This window comes from Pseudoalteromonas sp. BMB, from assembly GCF_001709235.1.
GTDB classification, from domain to species: Bacteria; Pseudomonadota; Gammaproteobacteria; order Enterobacterales; family Alteromonadaceae; genus Pseudoalteromonas; species Pseudoalteromonas maricaloris.
Genome location: NZ_MBQA01000204.1, coordinates 61,397 through 81,753, shown reverse-complemented (window position 1 = coordinate 81,753; position 20,357 = coordinate 61,397). Strand labels below are relative to the sequence as shown.

Annotated in this window: 18 protein-coding genes; 9 read left to right on the top strand and 9 right to left on the bottom strand. The window is 43.5% G+C overall.

Annotation, left to right across the window (positions count from 1 at the left end):
* Nucleotides 1–181 precede the first annotated feature (181 nt).
* The 3 genes from BB427_RS20865 (at nucleotide 182) to mrcB (ending at nucleotide 4,246) form a co-directional block, all read left to right on the top strand.
* Nucleotides 182–520, top strand: coding sequence for a P-II family nitrogen regulator (locus BB427_RS20865; RefSeq protein WP_010372259.1), 339 nt, complete (start codon nucleotides 182–184; stop codon nucleotides 518–520).
* Nucleotides 521–533: 13 nt separating this feature from the next.
* Nucleotides 534–1,763 carry an ammonium transporter gene (locus tag BB427_RS20860; RefSeq protein WP_069023014.1) on the top strand — a complete coding sequence of 410 codons (1,230 nt, stop codon included), beginning with the start codon at nucleotides 534–536 and terminating at the stop codon, nucleotides 1,761–1,763.
* Between the two features lie 161 nt (nucleotides 1,764–1,924).
* Complete coding sequence (gene mrcB / locus BB427_RS20855) at nucleotides 1,925–4,246, top strand: penicillin-binding protein 1B (RefSeq protein WP_069023012.1); 2,322 nt, start codon at nucleotides 1,925–1,927, stop codon at nucleotides 4,244–4,246.
* 43 nt (nucleotides 4,247–4,289) lie between these two features.
* On the opposite strand, the gene BB427_RS20850 is transcribed toward mrcB, so the two are convergent.
* The 5 genes from BB427_RS20850 to BB427_RS20830 all read right to left on the bottom strand — a co-directional run bounded on the left by BB427_RS20850 (nucleotide 4,290) and on the right by BB427_RS20830 (nucleotide 10,886).
* Nucleotides 4,290–6,131 (bottom strand): methyl-accepting chemotaxis protein, encoded by a 1,842-nt coding sequence (locus tag BB427_RS20850; RefSeq protein ID WP_069023010.1) that lies wholly within the window; start codon nucleotides 6,129–6,131, stop codon nucleotides 4,290–4,292.
* Nucleotides 6,132–6,314: 183 nt separating this feature from the next.
* On the bottom strand, nucleotides 6,315–7,595 hold the full coding sequence (hemL, locus tag BB427_RS20845) for a glutamate-1-semialdehyde 2,1-aminomutase (protein WP_069023007.1): 1,281 nt from the start codon (nucleotides 7,593–7,595) through the stop codon (nucleotides 6,315–6,317).
* Between the two features lie 12 nt (nucleotides 7,596–7,607).
* Nucleotides 7,608–8,624, bottom strand: coding sequence for an aspartate carbamoyltransferase (locus BB427_RS20840; protein WP_069023005.1), 1,017 nt, complete (start codon nucleotides 8,622–8,624; stop codon nucleotides 7,608–7,610).
* Between the two features lie 124 nt (nucleotides 8,625–8,748).
* Nucleotides 8,749–9,183, bottom strand: coding sequence for a CopD family protein (locus BB427_RS20835; protein WP_069023003.1), 435 nt, complete (start codon nucleotides 9,181–9,183; stop codon nucleotides 8,749–8,751).
* Nucleotides 9,184–9,203: 20 nt separating this feature from the next.
* A complete protein-coding gene (locus tag BB427_RS20830) occupies nucleotides 9,204–10,886 on the bottom strand; it encodes a chloride channel protein (RefSeq protein WP_039493756.1) in 1,683 nt (560 codons plus the stop codon).
* A gap of 327 nt (nucleotides 10,887–11,213) precedes the next feature.
* On the opposite strand from BB427_RS20830, the gene erpA reads away from it, so the two are divergent.
* Both erpA and BB427_RS20820 read left to right on the top strand, forming a co-directional pair.
* Nucleotides 11,214–11,552, top strand: a complete 339-nt coding sequence (erpA, locus tag BB427_RS20825; RefSeq protein ID WP_010372235.1) for an iron-sulfur cluster insertion protein ErpA — start codon at nucleotides 11,214–11,216, stop codon at nucleotides 11,550–11,552.
* 737 nt (nucleotides 11,553–12,289) lie between these two features.
* Nucleotides 12,290–12,532, top strand: a complete 243-nt coding sequence (locus tag BB427_RS20820; RefSeq protein ID WP_017216404.1) for a helix-turn-helix domain-containing protein — start codon at nucleotides 12,290–12,292, stop codon at nucleotides 12,530–12,532.
* Nucleotides 12,533–12,576: 44 nt separating this feature from the next.
* Here the strand turns inward: BB427_RS20820 and BB427_RS20815 are convergent, their stop codons facing one another.
* From BB427_RS20815 to BB427_RS20800, 4 genes are read right to left on the bottom strand one after another with little or no spacing between them, the layout of a single operon-like run.
* Nucleotides 12,577–13,962, bottom strand: a complete 1,386-nt coding sequence (locus BB427_RS20815) for an AmpG family muropeptide MFS transporter (RefSeq protein WP_069023001.1) — start codon at nucleotides 13,960–13,962, stop codon at nucleotides 12,577–12,579.
* 9 nt (nucleotides 13,963–13,971) lie between these two features.
* Complete coding sequence (locus BB427_RS20810) at nucleotides 13,972–14,589, bottom strand: peptidylprolyl isomerase (RefSeq protein ID WP_010606092.1); 618 nt, start codon at nucleotides 14,587–14,589, stop codon at nucleotides 13,972–13,974.
* Entirely contained in the window at nucleotides 14,589–15,146 is a 558-nt protein-coding gene (locus BB427_RS20805; RefSeq protein WP_039493753.1) for a YajG family lipoprotein, read from the bottom strand. Before BB427_RS20805 ends, BB427_RS20810 begins: the two co-directional genes overlap by 1 nt.
* 4 nt (nucleotides 15,147–15,150) lie before the next feature.
* Nucleotides 15,151–16,281 (bottom strand): methyltransferase, encoded by a 1,131-nt coding sequence (locus BB427_RS20800; RefSeq protein ID WP_069022999.1) that lies wholly within the window; start codon nucleotides 16,279–16,281, stop codon nucleotides 15,151–15,153.
* A gap of 38 nt (nucleotides 16,282–16,319) precedes the next feature.
* On the opposite strand from BB427_RS20800, the gene BB427_RS20795 reads away from it, so the two are divergent.
* The 4 genes from BB427_RS20795 to BB427_RS20780 all read left to right on the top strand — a co-directional run bounded on the left by BB427_RS20795 (nucleotide 16,320) and on the right by BB427_RS20780 (nucleotide 20,355).
* Nucleotides 16,320–16,913: an alpha-ketoglutarate-dependent dioxygenase AlkB family protein gene (locus BB427_RS20795; RefSeq protein WP_039493751.1), complete on the top strand. Its 594-nt coding sequence runs from the start codon at nucleotides 16,320–16,322 to the stop codon at nucleotides 16,911–16,913.
* A 45-nt stretch (nucleotides 16,914–16,958) separates the two neighbouring features.
* Nucleotides 16,959–17,273, top strand: coding sequence for a BolA family protein (locus tag BB427_RS20790; RefSeq protein ID WP_039493750.1), 315 nt, complete (start codon nucleotides 16,959–16,961; stop codon nucleotides 17,271–17,273).
* A 105-nt stretch (nucleotides 17,274–17,378) separates the two neighbouring features.
* A complete protein-coding gene (fabV, locus tag BB427_RS20785; RefSeq protein WP_017216398.1) occupies nucleotides 17,379–18,569 on the top strand; it encodes an enoyl-ACP reductase FabV in 1,191 nt (396 codons plus the stop codon).
* 442 nt (nucleotides 18,570–19,011) lie between these two features.
* Nucleotides 19,012–20,355: a Na(+)-translocating NADH-quinone reductase subunit A gene (locus BB427_RS20780; protein ID WP_010372207.1), complete on the top strand. Its 1,344-nt coding sequence runs from the start codon at nucleotides 19,012–19,014 to the stop codon at nucleotides 20,353–20,355.
* The last annotated feature ends 2 nt before the right edge of the window (nucleotides 20,356–20,357 follow it).

Below are 20,357 nucleotides of genomic sequence, written 5' to 3'. Positions count from 1 at the left end.
TATTTGGGTGTTTATGCACCAACTCAGTTCAGACTTAATATCAATGCACCTAGATGGTGCATTTTTTATGCGTGAAATTCCACCTCCCACTTTAATTCATTGTTAATTAAGGAATAAAAAATTTGGCATAAAGGTTGGATTACTGCATACAACAGGATCAACTGTCCTAAGGGGACTCAGCATGAAAATGATAAGTGCAATAATAAAACCATTTAAACTGGATGAGGTACGTGAAGCGTTAGCCGATCTGGGGATTGAAGGCATGACGGTTGTTGACGTTAAAGGGTTTGGGCGTCAGCGCGGTCATACCGAACTGTATCGCGGTGCAGAATATCAAGTCGATTTCATTCCAAAAATAAAAATAGAAATTGCGACGTTAAGCGAAAACGCCGAGCGTGTTGTGGAAACGGTTACAAAAGCTGCGTTCACTGGAAAAATTGGTGATGGAAAAATCTTTGTTTACGACTTAGACCAAGTTGTTCGGATCCGTACCGGCGAACTTGATGAAGAAGCCATTTAAGGGGAGTCAAGCAATGGAAAATACAATAATAGAACTAAAATTTTCATTAAATACCTTTTACTTTTTGATCTCTGGCGTCTTAGTTATGTGGATGGCAGCCGGATTCGCTATGCTTGAAGCGGGATTAGTACGCTCAAAAAATACCACTGAAATCCTTACCAAGAACGTCGCACTGTATGCTATTGCTTGTACTATGTATTTGCTTATTGGTTACAACATCATGTATGTCGATAATGCCGAAGGTGGGGTTTTACCAAGTCTTGGTGCGCTCATTGGCAGTTCTGCTAAGGATGCCGACCATGCACTGCAATCCGACTTTTTCTTCCAAGTAGTATTTGTTGCAACGGCCATGTCAATTGTCTCGGGCGCTGTTGCTGAGCGTATGAAGTTGTGGGCGTTTTTAGCATTTTGTGTGGTGTTAACTGGTTTTATCTACCCATTAGAAGGCTATTGGACGTGGGGCGGTGGTTTCTTATCTGAGCTTGGCTTTGTTGACTTTGCCGGCTCTGCCATTGTGCATGGTGCCGGTGCTGCTGCGGCACTAGCGGGTGTTCTGTTACTTGGTGCGCGCAAAGGAAAATATGGCAAAAATGGTGAGATTTACCCAATTCCTGGTTCCAATATGCCACTGGCTACACTAGGCACCTTTATTTTGTGGATGGGGTGGTTTGGCTTTAACGGTGGATCTCAACTGTTCCTTGCCGACAAAGAAAATGCCATCGCGGTCAGCCAAATCATGCTAAATACCAACGCGGCGGCGGCTGCAGGTGCGGTTGCTGCGCTGTTGGTGTGTAAATTAATGTGGGGCAAGGCGGATTTAACTATGGTGCTTAATGGTGCACTAGCAGGTCTGGTGACCATTACCGCAGAGCCTGCCTCTCCAACACCTGTACTAGCGCTTATCCTCGGTGCCATAGGTGGTGCATTGGTGGTGTTTAGTATCGTTGCGTTAGATAAGGCAAAAATTGATGATCCTGTCGGTGCTATCTCTGTTCACGGTATATGCGGTGCGCTGGGTGTGATGATGGTGCCATTTTCAAACTCAGACGCTACTTTCCAAGGTCAGGCTGTGGGACTCATCACTATTTTAGGTTTTGTTTTCATTGCTTCTTATATTGTCTGGAGTGTATTGAAAGCGAGCATGGGGATCCGCGTTGGCGAAGAAGAAGAGCTAAGCGGTATGGATCAACATGATTGTGGCGTAGATGCCTATCCCGAGTTCGTGACAGTTCGCGGACAGTAATACCAATTTGGCTCTCGGTCAATATTGTAAAGTTCTCGTTGTCTAAACAAAGTGAGTCCAGTAGGGCTCACTTTTCTTTATAAATATTATTCTACTTTCAGCAGTTGTTAATTTAGGTTACCCTACCATCTTGCGATTCATTTTTTAGTTTTACTTGGGTCATGACGGATAAAAAGAAAAGAACACCTGCCAACAAATCAAACGTCAAAGCGAACACTTCGCGTAAAAACAATACCCAGCAAAACGGTTCTAAGATGCAAAGAATTAAAAGCCGTGTACTGAGCACGTTGTGGTCTTTCTTTTGGAAGGGGACTATTGCGGCGATATTCCTTGTTGCAATCTATATCATCTACTTAGACGCTAAAATAAGCCGGCAGTTTGAGGGTAATAAGTGGGAACTTCCCGTTCAAGTTTATGCCAGATCGATGCAGTTTTTTCCTGATCAGTTCCTTAATGAGGATGAAGTGCTGTGGGAGCTGAAGCGGCTTAACTATTCTCGTGTAAATCGTATCAGCCGTACCGGTCAGTATACCGTTCAAGGTCGTACAATCACCATTCATCGTCGCGCGTTCGAATTCTACGATGGCCCAGAAACAGCGCGTATTTTTACGCTTAATTTTGCTGGTAAAAAGCTTGCCAATATTGTCGATAATCAAGGTCGGCGCTTAGCTGGGGCTCGCCTAGAACCGGTGCAAATTGCTCGGATCGGCAATGAATCGCGTCAAGACAGAGAGTTTGTTCCGTTCGATAAATTCCCTAATATTTTAAAAGAAACACTGCTGGTGGTAGAAGATAGAGACTTTTACCAACATCATGGTGTTTCTGCGCTGTCTATTTTACGTGCGCTGTATGCCAACATCAAAGCTGGGCGAACTGTGCAAGGTGGCAGTACGCTTACGCAACAGCTCGCAAAGAACTTTTATCTCACCAGAGATCGCACCTTAATCCGCAAGGTGAATGAAGCGTTCATCGCATTGATTTTAGATTTCCGTTACAGCAAAGATGAAATCCTCGAAGCCTATTTAAACGAAGTGTTTTTGGGACAAGCCTATAATCAAGGCGTTCATGGTATGGGGCTTGCGGCCGATTTTTATTTTGGTAAGCCAGTGGACGAGCTTGAGTTTGACCAAGTTGCTATGCTAGTTGCGATGGTTAAAGGGCCATCTTTTTATAACCCAAGACGCTATCCTGAGCGGGTAATGGAAAGGCGTGATTTAGTCTTGAGGCTAATGGTGGAAAATGACCTTATCACAACGCCCGAGTATCGCGCAGCGCTGGCAAGGCCGATTGATGTACAGCCTTTAAAAGCGAGCCGTATGCAGTCTTATCCTGGATATTTGGAGTTGGTGAATCGCGAGTTAAAGAAACTGGTGCCTGATGATGACATTGTCGACTCTGGAATTCGGATTTTTACCTATCTCGATTTACAAAAGCAAACGGCGATGGAAGATGCCGTTAAAAAGGGCTTACCTTACTTAGAGCGCCACTTTAAAACGGAAGATTTAGAAACTGCCATGCTGTCAGTTAATGTTGAAAAAGCGGGCGTATCGGCGTTAGTTGCTGGTCGTCAGTTGAAGTTTTCAGGTTTTAATCGGGTATTAGACACCGAGCGTAATATAGGTTCACTGGTCAAGCCCGCTATTTACTTGAGTGCTTTGTCAAATCCAAACTACCATTTGGGCATGCTGCTTGATGACAGTCCCCTTGAAGTGACAGACGGTTCAGGTAAGGTTTGGTCTCCAGAGAACTTTGATCATAAATTCAGAGGCCAAGTGCCAATGTTTGAAGCGTTCAGCAATAGCATCAATATTCCAGCAGTAAACCTTGGTTTGGATGTGGGTGTTAATCGAGTCGCACAAACTTTGAATGAGCTTGGTGTCTCTAAGTCGATTCCACTTTATCCTTCTTTATTATTGGGCGCGTTAGAGTTATCCAGTTTTGATATTGCAGAGGCGTACACCACACTTGCTGCAGATGGTAAGCAGAGCGAGTTGACCAGCGTCATGGCTATCACCGATTCACTGGGTAAGCTAGTATACGAACATCCAGTACAAAAAAGCCAAACGCTAGACAGCGATGCGGTATACATGACGAAATACGGCATGAAGAGAGTGACCAAAAAAGGTACAGCTAAACGTCTTAACCTTCACTTTCCCTCTATTCAACTTGCGGGGAAAACAGGGACGAGTAATGATTTAAGAGACAGCTGGTTTGCCGGTTTTGACCAAAATACGGTCACCGTTGCTTGGATTGGTCGTGATGATAACAAGCCAACGGGATTAACGGGCAGCCAAGGTGCGCTTGAGCTCTATATTCGTTATCTTAAACCATTAAACCCACAAGCGATTGTTGATGAGCGTCCAAAGTCCATTCGCTGGGCGTTTATCAATCCGAAAACGGGTAAGCAGTCGCCTCCGAGTTGTGGTCCTGTATTGCAGCTACCTATTAGAGAGAGCATGTTCGAACCAAGACCTGGATGTTGAACCAAGTCTTGGTTACTAGGGGTTGTTGACCCTAGCACAGTCTCTAAGCTTTAAATTTATCGATTTCTTTATTTAAAGTTTGTGAGAGCTTGCCAAGTTTTTGTGCATCGCTCTGGGTCGCTCTTGCGGAACCCAGAGTATGTTGTGCTAAGTTACTGATCTCAGATGATTCGTTCAATGCGTGTTCGGTCGCTTGGGTTTGTTGCTGTACCAGCTGACTGATCAGTTTCCCTTGCTCGTCTATGTCTCGCATGCTTTGCTCTGCGTGCTGTAGGACTTCATTAGTATCATTCGCGGCGATAACACTTTGCGCCATATTGTCTTCACTGCTGCGCATTTTGTCTTGCGTGTCTCTGGATGCAGCTTGTAAAGATTGAATAATATTGTGTATTTCTTCCGTTTGTTGCTGTGTTCTTTGCGCAAGCGTTCTAACCTCATCCGCTACCACCGCAAATCCTCGGCCTTGTTCACCAGCACGAGCTGCCTCAATTGCGGCATTGAGCGCGAGTAAATTGGTTTGCTCGGCAATCTCTCTAATCGCGGAGCTCACCTGACTAATGTTTTGCGTGTCTTCCGCGAGCTTATCTAAGGCAGCACGACTTTGTTGAAACTCAGCTTGTAGTTCGGTCATTTGCTCTGCAAGGGCTGTGGTATTGACGCTACTTTGCTTTACTTGTTTGGCTGCTACGGAGGCCAGCTCTGTTGCGCTAAATGCGGCATCCTCAACCGAGCGAGCGGACTGTGCCATATTCTCGAGAGAATGGTGGATAGACTGGATTTTATTCTCCTGCTGGGCAACGTCCTTCTCAGTATCTTGGCTTATCTTATTGAGTGTTCTTGTTGCTTGCTGTAGCTCGTCACTACTTAATCGAACGTTACCAAGTAACGAGATAAAGGCATGTAGTACCGCATTAAATTGTTCAATAATTTGGCTAAGCTCATCGGAGCCAGTTGTCTGCGCTTTGATACTTAAATCCCCTCGAGAAGCGCTCTGTGCGGCATGTGAGAAAGTTGTGATGGTGCCCATGACCGAGGAGTAAAAGCCAACCATAAGATAAATAGCGATGATCAGTGCGAGTAGTGAAGCCAAGGCAACGGTGTTTCTGATCCACCGTTGCTGGTTTTGTTTTTCAGCGACAAGCGCGGCAAGCGTGGGTGTTGCAACATTAACAAACTGCTTGATAGCATCACTTGCACTTTGGTAGTAACGGTTAAATTGCGCTTGTGAGAGTGCCAGTTCATCAGGATCTAACAAGCCTGTTTTCACCGCTTGCTGGTAATCAGAGAGGCTAGACTCAAGCTCAGCTAAGGGCTGACTAAGCTGCTTTTTGAGTTGCTGGTTATCATTGATAGCAATGTTAAGTTTGCCTGAAAATTGTGTCGTGACGCCAGGTAATCCTTTGTTTAAATTGGACAGTGCAATAAAACTATCTGGAGTAAAACTGCCTCTACTGATGATATCGCGTGCCTGCGCCTCAATTTGATTGATTTGCGATATGAGTCTTGGCGCAGACTCAACAAGCGTGCGATTCAGGTAACTGCGTCCAAGATCATCATCGACGGCTAGTTGAGAGGCAATAGAGAGCTGCTCAAGGGCGCTTGCGCCAGCGGCGCTCACTTTAGGTAGTTTAGCGCGTTGCAATAAAATTGAATTATCGGAAGCTTTACCCGCTAAAATGTTTTCCAACATACTAGGGTAAAGCGTGAGCCCTTGCCTCTGCATCTCACTGACAGAAATAGAATGGTTAAGTACACTGTTTAGAAAAAACAAGCTGAGGCTTAGCGGTAGTAATAAAATACCAAATACAACGGCCATTTTGGTTTTGTATCGCAACCGCGCCATCAAACGGGTTGCAGGATTAATTAGTGTATTAAATCCAGCCATCACTTCCTCTGTATGATAGTTTTAACTTTGCACAGCGTTATTAACTAAGTGCGCCTAAATAACTTGAGCCTAGGTTAAATAGACCGAAGCTTTTGAAAAGCTTATTCAAAGCGTAGCTGAAAAAACAAAAAAAGCCCTGAGCGGGCTTTTTAAATACAAACTAATATGGGTTGTAATCTGTGATTACAACTTGGCAAATGCACGCTTTGCAGCATTGATAGTGTTAGCGATTTCTTCGTCAGAATGCATTGTGCTCACGAAACCCGCTTCGAATGCAGATGGGGCTAAATAAACGCCTTCATCTAGCATCAGGTGGAAGAACTTTTTGAAGCGCTCTAGATCGCATTCAGTTGCTTGTTGATAGCTGGTTACTTTCTTAGCGTCAGTAAAGAAAAAGCCAAACATACCACCTGCATAGTTAGTCGTAAGCGCGATACCTGCTTCATCAGCAGCCGCTTGGAAGCCTTCACACAGGGCTTTACTCTTAGCTTCAAGCTCTGCGTGCAGCCCTTCTTTTGAAAGTAGCTCTAGCGCTTTTAAACCAGCAGCCATGGCAATTGGGTTACCAGATAGCGTGCCCGCTTGATAAACAGGGCCAACTGGGGCGATGTAATCCATGATTTCTTTTTTACCGCCAAACGCACCCACTGGCATACCGCCACCAATCACTTTACCTAAACAGGTTAAGTCTGGGGTGATGTTGTAGTACTGTTGAGCACCACCAAGTGCAACACGGAAACCCGTCATGACTTCATCAAAGATAAGCACACTTTGATTGTCAGTACATACTTCGCGCAGGCCTTCTAAAAAGCCTTCTACCGGTGGAATGCAGTTCATGTTTCCAGCAACAGGCTCGATGATCACACAGGCAATTTGATCTTTGTACTGCTCAAAAATCGCTTTTACTTCATCAAGGTTATTAAATGAAACCGTTAGCGTATGCTTAGCAAAGTCTGCAGGAATACCAGGGGAGTTAGGCACGCCCATGGTAAGTGCACCAGAACCTGCTTTAACAAGCAAGGAGTCAGCGTGACCGTGGTAACAGCCTTCAAACTTTAAGATCTTATCGCGGCCGGTGTAACCACGAGCAAGGCGAATAGCGCTCATGGTCGCTTCTGTACCAGAGCTTACCATACGTACTTTTTCAATAGAGGGTACTAGCGCTTTTACTTTTTCCGCCATTAGGATTTCAGTTTCTGTCGGCGCGCCGTACGATAGGCCATTTTCAACCGCTTCAAGCACTGCTTGTTTAATCTCAGGATGGTTATGACCTAAGATCATCGGGCCCCAAGAACCCACATAATCAATGTACTGTTTACCATCGGCATCAAAGGTGTGAACGCCTTCGGCTTTGGTGATAAATAGTGGCGTACCACCTACACCATTAAAAGCGCGAACAGGAGAGTTAACGCCTCCAGGGATTGAGTCTTGGGCGCGTTTGAATAAGTCTTGACTGATTGTCATTGTCGATCCTTTTTAGCTTTCACGTTTGCGGCTAAACCAAGGTACTTCTACCTCGTGTTTTTCCACTTGGTTTTCAACACCTAGCGTTAGGGCAAAAAGTGCCATACGGATCAATACACCATTTTGAACTTGGCGGAAGATAGCTAGGTTGTCGTTGTTATTTAGGTCGTTGTCTAGCTCGTTTGCATCGCTACGGCTGTCGCGAGGTAATGGGTGCATTAATACTGAGCTAGGTTTACAGTGAGCGTCATAAATCGCTTGGCTGATCCTAAAGCCACCACGGTATTTGTTTGCTTCTTCTTGAGAAGGGAAACGCTCTTCTTGAATACGAGTCTGGTAAACGATATCGGCAGCTAAATTGCCTTCCATCTTAGACACGACTTCAATACGATGACCGGCATTGTCTACGACATCTAAAATAGACTGAGGCATTTGTAAGCCATCCGGTGCAACCATTGTAAAGCGGATATCTTTGTAGTGGCTAAGTAACTTTGATAAAGAATGCACGGTGCGGCCGTATTTTAAATCACCGACTAGGGCGATGTGCATGCCGTCAATTCCAGTACCAAAGCGGCTAAGCTCTCGGTCAATCGTCAGTAGGTCCAGCAGTGCTTGAGTTGGGTGTTCATTAGGACCATCGCCACCGTTGATGACAGGAACATCGGAACCAGTTGCAAACTCGGCTACTGAGCCTGCGTCTGGGTGGCGCATTGCCACGGCGTCAGCATAGGCAGAAATCACGCGGGCGGTATCATACAAAGATTCGCCTTTTGCCAGTGCTGAGCTTTGCAAACCTGTGGTTTCACGGACTAGGCCGCCCAGCAGGTTAAATGCGGTGCCGAAACTTACCCGTGTTCTCGTACTTGGTTCAAAGAATAGATTTGCCAAAATCGCCCCATTAAGTACTTGGGTACGTTTTTGCTTTTTAGCATAGGGTTCCATTTTTTTGGCAATGGAGAAGATGTGTTCAATTGAATCTCTGTCTAATTGATTGACAGAAAGAATGTTTTCACCTTGGAAACTGAACATTTGGCGATTCCTAAAGACAAATTGACTACCGGGTTGCAGGGTCGCTCACCCAACCAGATAACACGCAGATTGTGGGCGGTTACTTGGGCGCATATTATACCCAAGTACCCCCAATAATGCACGGTTACAGTGCAGGTTTTAAAACGGCAAGAAAGACAATGGCTAATAGGATGAGTACGGGAAATTCGTTGAAAAAACGATAGAACTTGTCGCTTTTACGATTACGATCATGTTTAAAATCGGCATGCAATTTAAAGCAATAGCCATGATAAATATAAAGTAAAATCACTAAGGTCAGTTTGTAGTGCAGCCACATACTGTGTTTAAACCACTCACGTCCATATTCTGTAATCGTTAAGACTCCAAACACCGCGGTGAGAATAGCAAATGGGGTTACAAAATAGAGGAGGCGGCGCTCCATGATTTTGAGCATTGAGCTACAAGATTTTTCTTCAGTCATCGCGTGATACACAAAGAGACGTGGCAGATAAAAAATCCCTGCAAACCAGGCAATCATAAAAAAGATATGTAAGGCTTTATACGTTAGCAATAAGCTCATTATAAATTCCACTTTTTAGATTAGAGTAAACTGTTTCTGGTGGTGAGTATGTGACGAATTTGATCCCATCGCAATAACCCAAGTATTTGTTTATCATCCTTTTGATTATATATATACACCGCGCCTGAACGTTTATCTTTTAGCACATCAAAGGCGTCTGCTAAGGTCGCTTGTGTACTTAGTCCTTGTAGCTCGATATAAGAGACCGATACGCTGCCCTCGGAGATTAAGTTTAAATCGTATTCGGCTAAGCGGTAGCCGCTTTGTTCATCATAAACAATGAGCGGTGTTTGGCTATCAACCGCGGATAGGGTTTCCTTTATCTGCTCTTTGTCATCGGAATAGAGCAGTTTAAAATTCTCATCCATCTCAGCCACTATCCCTACTTTCTGTAATGCCTCTTTTGCCGGGGATACTTGGTAAGGCAGCCCTTGGAAATCTAGTTGTTGAATAAAAATAGAGCGGTTGCCAAACGCCTGTAAAGCCGTAACGTAAGCTGTGGTGATCACCAGCATAGCTGGAACGATTATTTTTGGATTGGAAGTCAGCTCCATTACCGCTGTGAGTGCAGCAAGCGGGGCGTGCAAGGTTGCCGCAAGTAAGCCTGCCATACCGAGTACACCATAAGTTCCCGCAACATCGACGCTGGGTTCAATAAACTGGGCAAAGAAAGACATCAAGGTGCCCATGATAACCCCAAGCCCAATCACTGGACCAATAATACCACCGGGAATACCAAGTCCAATAGCAAATAAAGTCGCCATCAGCTTAGCAATCAATATTGTGGTGAGTAGCTGTAAGTTATGTGGAGATTCAACGGCTTGGGTGATAGCGCTCATACCTGAACCCATGGCACCCGGTACGGCGTAGCCAATTAATCCCGCAATTAAACCCGCTAATAAAAGGCGAGGAAACATGCTGATGGGCTTAAAAGTTTTGATGATCAGCATTAGATTTTGATTGAAGGCAAAAGCAACAGCTCCTAATGCTGCACCACAAATAATTAAATAAGGGTAATGCCAAAAACTCAACGGAGTGATATGAATGAGCGCCAGCTCGGAACTATTACCAAACACATATTGCGTGCTCATTGCACCGATCACTGAAGCCAACATCACGGGCACGAAAATGTGGATTTTATACTCCCTGAGCACGACTTCCATAACGAATATCACCGCCGCGAGCGGAGTGTTAAATGAGGCCGCAATACCTGCTGCTACACCGCAACCGGCCAAAGTTCGCGCAGCATTGAGCGGTAGATGTAAACGCTCTGATAGAATGCTCGCTGCTGTTGCCCCCATGTGCACAGATGGTCCTTCTCGACCAACAGAAAAGCCACTGATCAAAGCAACGGCACCACCAAAAAATTGGTTAGCAGAATTCCAAATTGGCATATGACCGTAGTGGTGTTTGATCCGGTTGATCACATATGGAATGCCCAAACGGTAATGCTTAAACCCGGTTAAGGCGGCAAAGACCGCGATGAGTAGCGCAGCAAGCACAGGCAAAAATAGCCGATGTAGCTCAGAAAGCTCGGTAAAGTCATCAGGTTTATCGAGAAATGTGCCTTGGATTAATTCAATAGTAAGACGAAAAGCAATGATAAGTATCGCCGCAAGCAGGCCAGCACCGGCACCAAGTAGGCACAGTTGCGCTGAAGTTTTAGGTTTTGCAAGGCTTCGTCTTAATGTATCCAACGACATGAACGTCATTCCACAATAGTAAACCGTTTAAGAATATCAAATTTTTTACACTAAGTCCTTGTGCTAACGCAACTTAACTGAGGCAATAGTCTTATTTTCTTTGGTTAAGCATTATAGATACCAATATACATTCAATAGCAGGTTAGGTGCAGAGTTAAAAATCTCTCAATGACAAAAAATAAATAGAACCGTTTTGACAGGTGAACGACGAGTTCTTTGTTCCAAAAATGGATCATTTATCAAAGATAATTGGTACAAACGCTATACTTGATTAAAATACTCAGGTATTAGATAATTTGCAGATTACAGGATTAGGGGTCTAAATCTATGTCTGAACAATTACCAATTCAGTTTTCTGACGCTGCCGCAAGCCGCGTAAAGGAACTTATTGAAGAAGAAGAGAATGCCAATCTTAAGCTACGCGTGTATGTAACGGGTGGCGGTTGCTCAGGCTTTCAATATGGTTTCACTTTCGATGAAAAAGTAAATCCGGGTGATTTGGAAATCGTAAAAAACGGTGTCACTATGGTTGTCGATCCAATGAGTATTCAGTATCTAATAGACGGAATCGTAGATTATACTGAAGGACTTGAGGGTGCACGTTTCTTTGTGAACAACCCCAATGCAACAACCACTTGTGGCTGTGGTGCAAGTTTCAGCGTCTAGACATTATTCGCACTACGTTCCACTAGAGAGTCATGCGTTTGTCATGGCTCTTTTTGTTTCTGCCCATCACAACTCAATTTGCTTTATTCGTCACAAACTCCCTGTTAAATACATCATTAAGACAAAAAAGCCCAAAACAAAAGATGAAAATACTAAGATGTAGATAAAGCCTTTTTTCCCTTGCTTAAGCGGCACGCCGTTAGAACGAAGGAAGTAAATCCAGCCTAAGCACAATAGAATTGGCAGTAAAAACAGTAATCGAATCATCTAGTAATAGCCTCTTTTTTAACCACTCAGTAAATGTTAGCTGTAAGTTTTTATTTTTTAAAGAAAAATAATTTATTTCAAATACTGGTACATTTTTTAAAAAATTTGTTAAAGTGTTACTGGATATTACAACCCTTAATGAATTAAGAAAAAGTAAAAAATTAATTAGGTGTTACTCGTGTTTTAGTCTATACCTAATTGGGTACATAGGGACAAGTTAACATTTTGTCTACGTGTTACTGGTTTGGCATAACTTATCGCAGCTAGCTGGTAAGTTGTACCGCATTCGGGGTAAACTGTAAGCTTGATCGAGTTCTAAAGGCAAAAATGCTGAGTTCATACAGGCTTAACATTTTGCATTGTAGAGTTCCTCGATAAGCTACAACTGTAATATTTAGATAATAACTAAATGAGACGGGCATATTTCATTTAGATAATTTAGTCTTTCATCTAGTAGGAGATGTTTAATTATGATGGGTAAAACGGTTTCTTCTGAAGAAAACGGCAAGCTAACGAAGTGGCTAAAATCAAAGCGCCACGAGAAAGGTCACACAATGCGTAGTCTTGCGCAGGTGTTAGGTACGCCTCATTCATTCATCGGTAAAATTGAAAACCAAGAGCGTCGATTGGATGTCATTGAGTTTTTACGTTACTGCGAAGCGTTAGAAGTTGATCCTTATGAAGGCTTACAGCTAATCAAAGAAGATCAATAAGCGTTTAGTTAGCAAGAACGTAAAAGGTGCAAGGACCTGCACCTCTAGCTTTTGTTAGCATGATACGCCTTCTCAATAGCATAAAGCTTGTGCCGAATTAAATATAAAAACAATAATGACGGAAGCACCATAAGCGCAGTTAGCGTGAAGAAGAGTGCCCAATTACCTCCAAGCAAATCATCTATCACAAAACCACTATAGCCTGATAGCACGGTACGGCCTAAGCTACCAAGTGATGCAAGTAAGGCATAGTGGGTTGCGCTAAACGCTCTATCACAGAGCATAGAAATAAACGCCACCATCGCTACCAGTGACCAAGCTTGGGTAAAACCGTCCACCACAATTGCTAGCGCGTACAGATGTTCTTGAGGGCCTGCTATGGCAATCCAAGAAAACATTAAATTTGATGCTGCCATAGCAACACCACTAATAAATAAGCCCTTCACGATACCGTATTTATGGTTAAAGATACTGCCAAGAAAAGCAAATACGATAGTGATCACACCGGTACCAAGCTTGGAATATTGCCCAATTTGGGTGTTTGTAAAACCTACTTCTTTATAAAATACGATGGACATACGGGCTAAAAAGGCCTCTCCTATCTTAAATAGGAAAATAAAGGCGAGTAGGGCACATGCCGTTTTAACCCCATTCTTTTCAAAAAACCGCTTAAAGGGTTCAACCAGAGTCACAGCAAGCCAGGCATAGATCTTTTTAGAAGCACTTGATGAAGCGCTGTGGTTAAGTTTTTGCTCGTAACTCTTCTGTAGTAGTTCCTGTACTTGCTCGCGATGAGATTTTGGCTCTTTTGCCAACAAAGTGACAACTAACAAACACACTACGATGACGCTTAGCATCTGATAGATGATGGGCCAACTAAAGCCGGGTAAATCGGCCATAAAGAACGGAATTGCACCAAGTAAGGCATAGCCAGACCACCAACCTGAAGTCGCCATCGCTGCCGCTGCCGTTGCCTTTTCACTTTCATCTTCTGGTAAAATGTCGATGCGATAAGCATCTATTGCAATATCTTGTGTAGCTGAAAATAACGCAATAATAAAGCACAATAATGCAGCATGCGAAAGGTGGTCTTTAATTGAAATAGTGGCTAATGCAAAGGTGGCAACAATAATAATAAATTGGCAACTTGCTATCCAGCTTCGTCTTTGCCCTAAGCGATTATACAGCAGAGGGATTTTTACTCGGTCAACGAGTGGGGACCACAAAAAGTTGATAGTATAGGCGCCATATACTAGGCCAAATAGGCCAATGGTGCTGCGGCTTAACCCCTCATCTTTAAGCCAAGCTGACATCACCGAACCAATCAATACCCAAGGAAAGCCGCTACTTATTCCAAAAGCAAAGACAGTTAATAGACGTTTGTCTTTGTAATAACCAAGATATTGCGAAAAGCTAGATGATATCAACATAAAAGGGTATTACTCTGGCTGCTTTAATACTTCGACTGAAAGAATAATGACGGGCTCTTTAGGTATAAAGGTATAGCCAAGCTTTTCATTGTAGCCGGTTTCCACCTTCATAATCGCGTCCAGTGTTTCATAGCCTTCAGACACATTCCCGAACACGGCAAAACCCCAGCCTCTACCTGGGTTCAAGTGATCGTTGTCATCCATATTAAAGAAAAACTGTCTGGTACCTGAGTGTGGTTTGTTGTCTTGGTAGGCCATGGCAATGGTATACATATCATTTTTCAAACCATTACCGCTTTCATTGAAGATAGCTTCGCGCTCAAACATACCATCGTACTCTTTGTCGTAACCTCCACCTTGGATAACAAAGTCTTTTTCATTGGCTTCATCACGCTCAACTCGATGAAAGACAGAGCCGTTATAGTCTTTGTTGATAACGTAAGTTAAAAAGTTATTTACTGTAATTGGCGCTCTCGATCTGTCTAGTTCGACAATAATCGGCCCTTTACTAGTATTGATTTGAACTCGAGGGAATAGATTATTCTTTTGTACGAATTTACCGTTCATTTCGGCAAATACATTCATACTTAATAATAGGATGGTTAAGCTTAGAATTATTTTTTTCATTAACTTCCTCTCACAAATTGAATAAATTCAGGATCTTGAACGATTCGAGTCACAACCTGTTGAGCTAGATTGTTGAGCTGCTCTTCGATTTTGGCTTGGTCGTGTTTTAGTGGACCATTTAAATTAGCGCTACCTTTATATTGCTTTTTGAAACTGCGAGTGCCTTGCTTTATTAGTACGGTGACGTCAGCTTCAGCATCACTTTGGTGAGTCGAGAAAGACTCTTCAATAATGGCTTTAAAGCGATTGATATCCACAGTGACTTGCGTTGCTGCAACCGGTGTTATTTGCGCGCCATGTGCAGTGAGTGCTTGCGTCAATACCTGATTGAAGTTAACCGGTAAATTAGCATCAGGTACGTATAGTGCGGGTTCTTGGTTTTTCACGCGAATGGTGTATTTTGTGGTCCGCAGGTCGTTTACTTTGACCGCCACATTGGCGGCAAGCGCGTTTGACGAAGGTCCTTGATACTCCGGATGAAGAATGACACTGCGTGGTGAGCTTTCACAGCCCACGAGTATCAAGGTTAGCAGAATAATCAGCAATGAAAAACGCATGAAGTTAGCTCCTCTTTATTGCACTTAAAACAGTGAATTTTTTGTTGTTGCCTAGTGTCTTGCTGTTACCGAACAAACGCTTGAGTTTGTCGTCGTATTCCAAGTGGCGGTTACCGATAATTCTTAACTCTCCCCCTTGGCGAAGCGCAGCCTTAGCTTGTAAAAACATCTGCCAAGCAATGTGATCGGTGATTGCGTTGGCCTGATGGAATGGCGGGTTACACAGTATCAGATCCGCACCGTAATTTTCAAAACTCGTAAGGCAGTCGTTTTGAACGAACTGACAATCAGCAACACGCTCGGGTAGGTTATTCACGATATTTTGCTCCGCGCTATGCACCGCCATCGCCGACTCGTCGATAAAGGTGACGGTGGCATTTGGCATTTTTGCGAGCGTCATCAATCCGATGACACCATTACCACAGCCGAGATCAATGACCTTCAATGGTTTTTTACCCATAGGAAGGTAATTGATAAAAAAACGAGCGCCTATATCAAGAGAATCTCGTGAGAAGACATTTGCTTCATTCGACAAGATAAAATCGGTTTTTTCCAGCGGCCAAGACACCGGGAATTTACTATCAATGGCTTTGGCTGACGTCTTGCTGAACACTAAACGCGATTTTTTTACCGCTAAGCTAGTCGTTGGCTCAGTCAAAAAGTGGCTAAAGCTTTTTAATGTTGAGGTGTGAATTTCTTTTGCTTTGCCAGCCGCAATTACGGGAATGTCTGTAGTCAGTTTACTTAACTGTGCAAGTTGCGCTTGCAATAGCCCTGAATTTTTGGGAATTTTTATTAATATCAGATCGATATCTTTTGGCAGCTCATCCATGCTAGTGAGTACATCAACCTGAGCGTCCGCCAGTTCGTTGGCCTCTAAATTATACTCATAGGCGAGGGTACTTACATAAGAGTCGGTGACTACTGTGCAGTGCTTGTCAGCAAGTGCACAGCATAATGCGCCAAAACTATCGTTGAGAATGAGAATACGGTTTGCATCGCGGTGATGTTCAAAGACATAATCTAACAGGTATTCGTCGGCTGAATCCCAAGCTTGTAAGCTGCGATTTTTTTGATCGAGTGGAAACCTATGTAGCGTAAAAGGGTTTCCGGCTAGAATTGCATCAGTCGTCATGTGAATGTTCTATAAATAAAAGCAGCGGGTAGTTTAACATGAGAGCAGTAGACAAAGCACGGAACTTGCCGAGCGGTTTTAGCTATCAAGCACAGGCTATTAGCTTCGACAAAAGTCTAGCGCTATATAATGTACTACTGAATAGCCTTGCGTGGCAGCAAAATACCATCACCTTATTTGGTAAGACCCATCAAACGCCTCGACTTGAACGCTTTATTGCCGACCCAGACGTGCATTATAGTTATTCGGGAAAGCGACTCGAAAATGCTCCTTGGCCTTCGGTATTGCTTGGGATCAGACAAACGCTAGAACGCAGATTTAATATTCCTTTTAATGCGGTATTGGCCAATTATTATCGTAATGGTCAAGACAGTATGGGCTGGCACAGTGATGATGAACCCGAACTCGGTTTGACGCCCATAATTGCTTCACTGTCGCTTGGCGCGACCCGCAAATTTAAAATACGCCACAAAGTAAGTCTCTCTGTAACCGACATTTTATTGGAAACGGGCAGCTTATTGGTAATGCAAGGTGATAGTCAGCGTGACTATCAACATGCTTTGCCAAAGCAGGCCAAGGTGACTCAGGGGCGTATTAATCTCACCTTTCGAAGTGTTGGAAATACGCGCTGAACGGCGTATAGTAGCGTCACGAATTGCTCTAGGAGACAAAGTATAATGTCAATGCAATCACAGATTTATGACAAAATAGCTGAAGCCGTTGCGTGCAAGCATCTGAACGTTATCAATGAAAGCCATATGCACAGCCGTGGCGAAGAGTCTCACTTTAAAGTCATTGTTGTAAGCGAACAATTTGTCGGCCAGAGGCTGCTGCAACGTCACCGAAAGATCAATGAAGTGCTAAAAGATGAATTACAAAACCATATTCACGCTTTGGCCATTCATGCCTATACACCAGAAGAGTTTTCAGACAAAGAAGGTCAAACGCCAGAGTCACCAAAATGCTTGGGTGGCTCTAAGTTCGATAGCTGATCAGATGTGTGTTTTACATATCTGCCAGTACACTACGCAGTAATTTTAATAAAGTGAGAGCAATCTCACTTTTATTTTGTATCAAATCAATGGATAGGATCTCTTATGGTCATCAAACCAAAAATTCGTGGATTTATTTGTACTAATGCGCATCCAGTAGGCTGTGCTGCACACGTTCAAGAACAGATTGAATACGTAAAACAACAAGGCCAAATCGAAAATGGTCCTAAGAATGTATTAGTAATTGGTGCATCGACAGGCTATGGCTTGGCGTCGCGTATCACCGCTGCATTTGGTGCCGGTGCGAAAACGCTAGGTATCTTCTTTGAAAAAGAAGGCTCAGAGAAGAAAACAGCATCAGCGGGTTGGTATAATACGGCTGCATTCCAGCAAGCTGCAGAAGAAGCGGGTTTGTGGTCTAAAAATATCAATGGCGATGCGTTTTCTGATGAGTTGAAGCAAAAAACCATCGACACCATCAAAGCTGAATTGGGTAAAGTAGATTTAGTGGTATATAGCCTTGCGTCTCCTCGTCGTAAAGACCCTAAATCAGATGAAGTTTATTCTTCAACACTTAAGCCAATTGGCTCAGCTATCACAACTAAAAACCTAAATACTTCAAAGCGCGTCATTGATGAAATGACAGTTGAAGCTGCTAACGAAGACGAAATCGCCAATACGGTTAAAGTGATGGGTGGTGAAGACTGGGAACTTTGGATTGATGCACTTAAGCAAGCAGATGTGTTAGCTGATGGTTTCAAAACAACGGCATACACTTATATCGGTAAAGAGTTGACTTGGCCAATATACGGCCACGCAACGATAGGTAAAGCAAAAGAAGACTTGGACCGTGCGACGCTGGCAATTCGCGAAACCACTGCTGATATTAATGGCGAAGCTTATGTGTCTTCACTGAATGCAGTAGTGACGCAGGCAAGCTCTGCTATTCCAATTATGCCTCTTTATATCTCTGCACTATTTAAAGTGATGAAAGGTGATGGCACATATGAAGGGACAATCGAGCAAATCCATGGATTGTTTACTGAAAACCTATATGGCCAATCACCGCGCTTTGATGATGGCGGTCACTTGTTCCAAAACTATAAGGAACTAGAAGACGGCGTTCAAGCTCGTGTACAAACTATTTGGGATACTGTTGATACCGATACAATTGATGAATTGACGGATTATGTTGGTTATCACAACGAATTCTTGAAGCTATTCGGCTTCGGAGTTGACGGCGTAGATTACGAAGCTGATGTGGATGCAACGGTAGAAATTAGTCACCTCGTTTAATTTCACGGTTTTTAATCTCACTGTTTTTGATTTTGCGGGCAAAGTGCGAATTGGTACTTTGCCCGTTTTTGTTTGACCGTGAATTTTTACTTATTTTGCAGATCAGGGTAAGAAAAATTTTATCTATGCAACTTTGGTCTATACTCCTTCCAGTGATGGATTTTTCAACTAATCTAAATCCACGTTAAAGTCGTATTAATTTCATAATTCCACTCGCATACTCAGTACGATTAATGTTAAAATCAGAGAAATATGTGAGGACTTTTATCACGACGCTGCTTTTTTGTGCGCGTTGAGAGGTATTTTAAAGGGGCTTGTTTGGGAACCCTATCCGGACTCATAACTTTCTGCTCTTTATACCTAATACTTAGTACAAACGAGGTGGCGCTGTGGTGACTAAAGATATTTTCAGTTTCTTTCCGTTAATGTAATGCAAGTGCGTATGATCAACATAAAAAAAGGTCTGGACTTACCAATAGAGGGCGCACCTCAGCAAGTTATTCATGATGGTTCTGCTGTCAAACGAGTAGCTGTGCTAGGTGAAGAATTCATCGGTATGCGTCCTACCATGCATATTCGTGTGGATGACCAAGTCAAAAAAGGCCAAGTTCTTTTTGAAGATAAAAAGAACCCAGGCGTCAAGTTTACTGCGCCAGCTTCTGGTGTAGTTAAAGAAATTAACCGTGGTGCTAAGCGTGTACTTCAATCCGTTGTGATCGAAGTTCAAGGCGACGAGCAAATCACTTTCGAGAAGTTTTCAGCTGCTGATTTAAGCAACTTAGACTCTGAAAAAGTGAAGGAAGTGCTAATCGAGTCTGGTCAATGGCCAGCGCTTCGTGCACGTCCATTCAGCCGTGTCGCTGTGCCGAGTGCAACACCTAGCTCAATCTTTGTGACAGCAACAGATACTAATCCGTTAGCAGCAGATCCTGCTGTTATCATCGCAGAAAACGTGGAAGCGTTTGAAGCGGGTCTAGCGGTTGTATCTCGTTTGACTGAAGGCAAAGTATTTGTGTGTAAGAAAGCGGGTGCTAACGTACCTAGCTCTTCTATCTCACAAGTAGAAGTTCATGAGTTTGCAGGTGTGCACCCAGCAGGTAACGTGGGTACTCACATTCACTTCCTAGATTCTGTAGGTACAAACAAGCAAGTTTGGCACATTGGTTACCAAGATGTCATCGCGTTTGGTAAGTTGTTCCTGACAGGTGAAATCTACTCAGACAGAGTTATTGCTCTAGCAGGTCCTCGAGTTAAGAACCCTCGCTTAGTAAAAACTCATGTCGGTGCGTCGCTAACAGATTTAGTTGCAGGCGAGCTTGAAGACGGTGATAACCGAGTCATTTCTGGCTCTGTGTTAGCTGGTAAAACAGCAACTGGCCCTCATGCTTACCTTGGTCGTTACCATACTCAAGTATCAGTTTTACTTGAAGGTCGCGAGAAAGAGCTATTTGGCTGGATCGCTCCGGGTAGTGACAAATTCTCAGTAACACGTACATTCATTTCACACTTAACACCTAGCCGTTTGTTCAAGATGACAACGTCTACTGGTGGTTCTAAGCGTGCGATGGTACCAATCGGTAACTATGAGCGTGTTATGCCACTCGATATTTTGCCAACGCTATTATTACGTGACCTTATTTCACGTGATCTAGATTCTGCGATTTCGTTGGGTGCACTAGAGCTAGATGAAGAAGATTTAGCACTATGTACTTACGTATGTCCGGGCAAATATGAGTACGGTTCAATCCTGCGCGATTGCCTGACTACTATCGAGAAGGAAGGTTAAAA

Excerpts from the sequence above, each read along its gene's own strand:
- BB427_RS20865 (WP_010372259.1), top strand. The coding sequence starts at position 182 with ATGAAAATGATAAGTGCAATAATAAAACCATTTAAACTGGATGAGGTA.
- BB427_RS20860 (WP_069023014.1), top strand. The coding sequence starts at position 534 with ATGGAAAATACAATAATAGAACTAAAATTTTCATTAAATACCTTTTAC.
- mrcB (WP_069023012.1), top strand. The coding sequence starts at position 1,925 with ATGACGGATAAAAAGAAAAGAACACCTGCCAACAAATCAAACGTCAAA.
- BB427_RS20850 (WP_069023010.1), bottom strand. The coding sequence starts at position 6,131 with ATGGCTGGATTTAATACACTAATTAATCCTGCAACCCGTTTGATGGCG.
- hemL (WP_069023007.1), bottom strand. The coding sequence starts at position 7,595 with ATGACAATCAGTCAAGACTTATTCAAACGCGCCCAAGACTCAATCCCT.
- BB427_RS20840 (WP_069023005.1), bottom strand. The coding sequence starts at position 8,624 with ATGTTCAGTTTCCAAGGTGAAAACATTCTTTCTGTCAATCAATTAGAC.
- BB427_RS20835 (WP_069023003.1), bottom strand. The coding sequence starts at position 9,183 with ATGAGCTTATTGCTAACGTATAAAGCCTTACATATCTTTTTTATGATT.
- BB427_RS20830 (WP_039493756.1), bottom strand. The coding sequence starts at position 10,886 with ATGTCGTTGGATACATTAAGACGAAGCCTTGCAAAACCTAAAACTTCA.
- erpA (WP_010372235.1), top strand. The coding sequence starts at position 11,214 with ATGTCTGAACAATTACCAATTCAGTTTTCTGACGCTGCCGCAAGCCGC.
- BB427_RS20820 (WP_017216404.1), top strand. The coding sequence starts at position 12,290 with ATGATGGGTAAAACGGTTTCTTCTGAAGAAAACGGCAAGCTAACGAAG.
- BB427_RS20815 (WP_069023001.1), bottom strand. The coding sequence starts at position 13,962 with ATGTTGATATCATCTAGCTTTTCGCAATATCTTGGTTATTACAAAGAC.
- BB427_RS20810 (WP_010606092.1), bottom strand. The coding sequence starts at position 14,589 with ATGAAAAAAATAATTCTAAGCTTAACCATCCTATTATTAAGTATGAAT.
- BB427_RS20805 (WP_039493753.1), bottom strand. The coding sequence starts at position 15,146 with ATGCGTTTTTCATTGCTGATTATTCTGCTAACCTTGATACTCGTGGGC.
- BB427_RS20800 (WP_069022999.1), bottom strand. The coding sequence starts at position 16,281 with ATGACGACTGATGCAATTCTAGCCGGAAACCCTTTTACGCTACATAGG.
- BB427_RS20795 (WP_039493751.1), top strand. The coding sequence starts at position 16,320 with ATGAGAGCAGTAGACAAAGCACGGAACTTGCCGAGCGGTTTTAGCTAT.
- BB427_RS20790 (WP_039493750.1), top strand. The coding sequence starts at position 16,959 with ATGTCAATGCAATCACAGATTTATGACAAAATAGCTGAAGCCGTTGCG.
- fabV (WP_017216398.1), top strand. The coding sequence starts at position 17,379 with ATGGTCATCAAACCAAAAATTCGTGGATTTATTTGTACTAATGCGCAT.
- BB427_RS20780 (WP_010372207.1), top strand. The coding sequence starts at position 19,012 with ATGATCAACATAAAAAAAGGTCTGGACTTACCAATAGAGGGCGCACCT.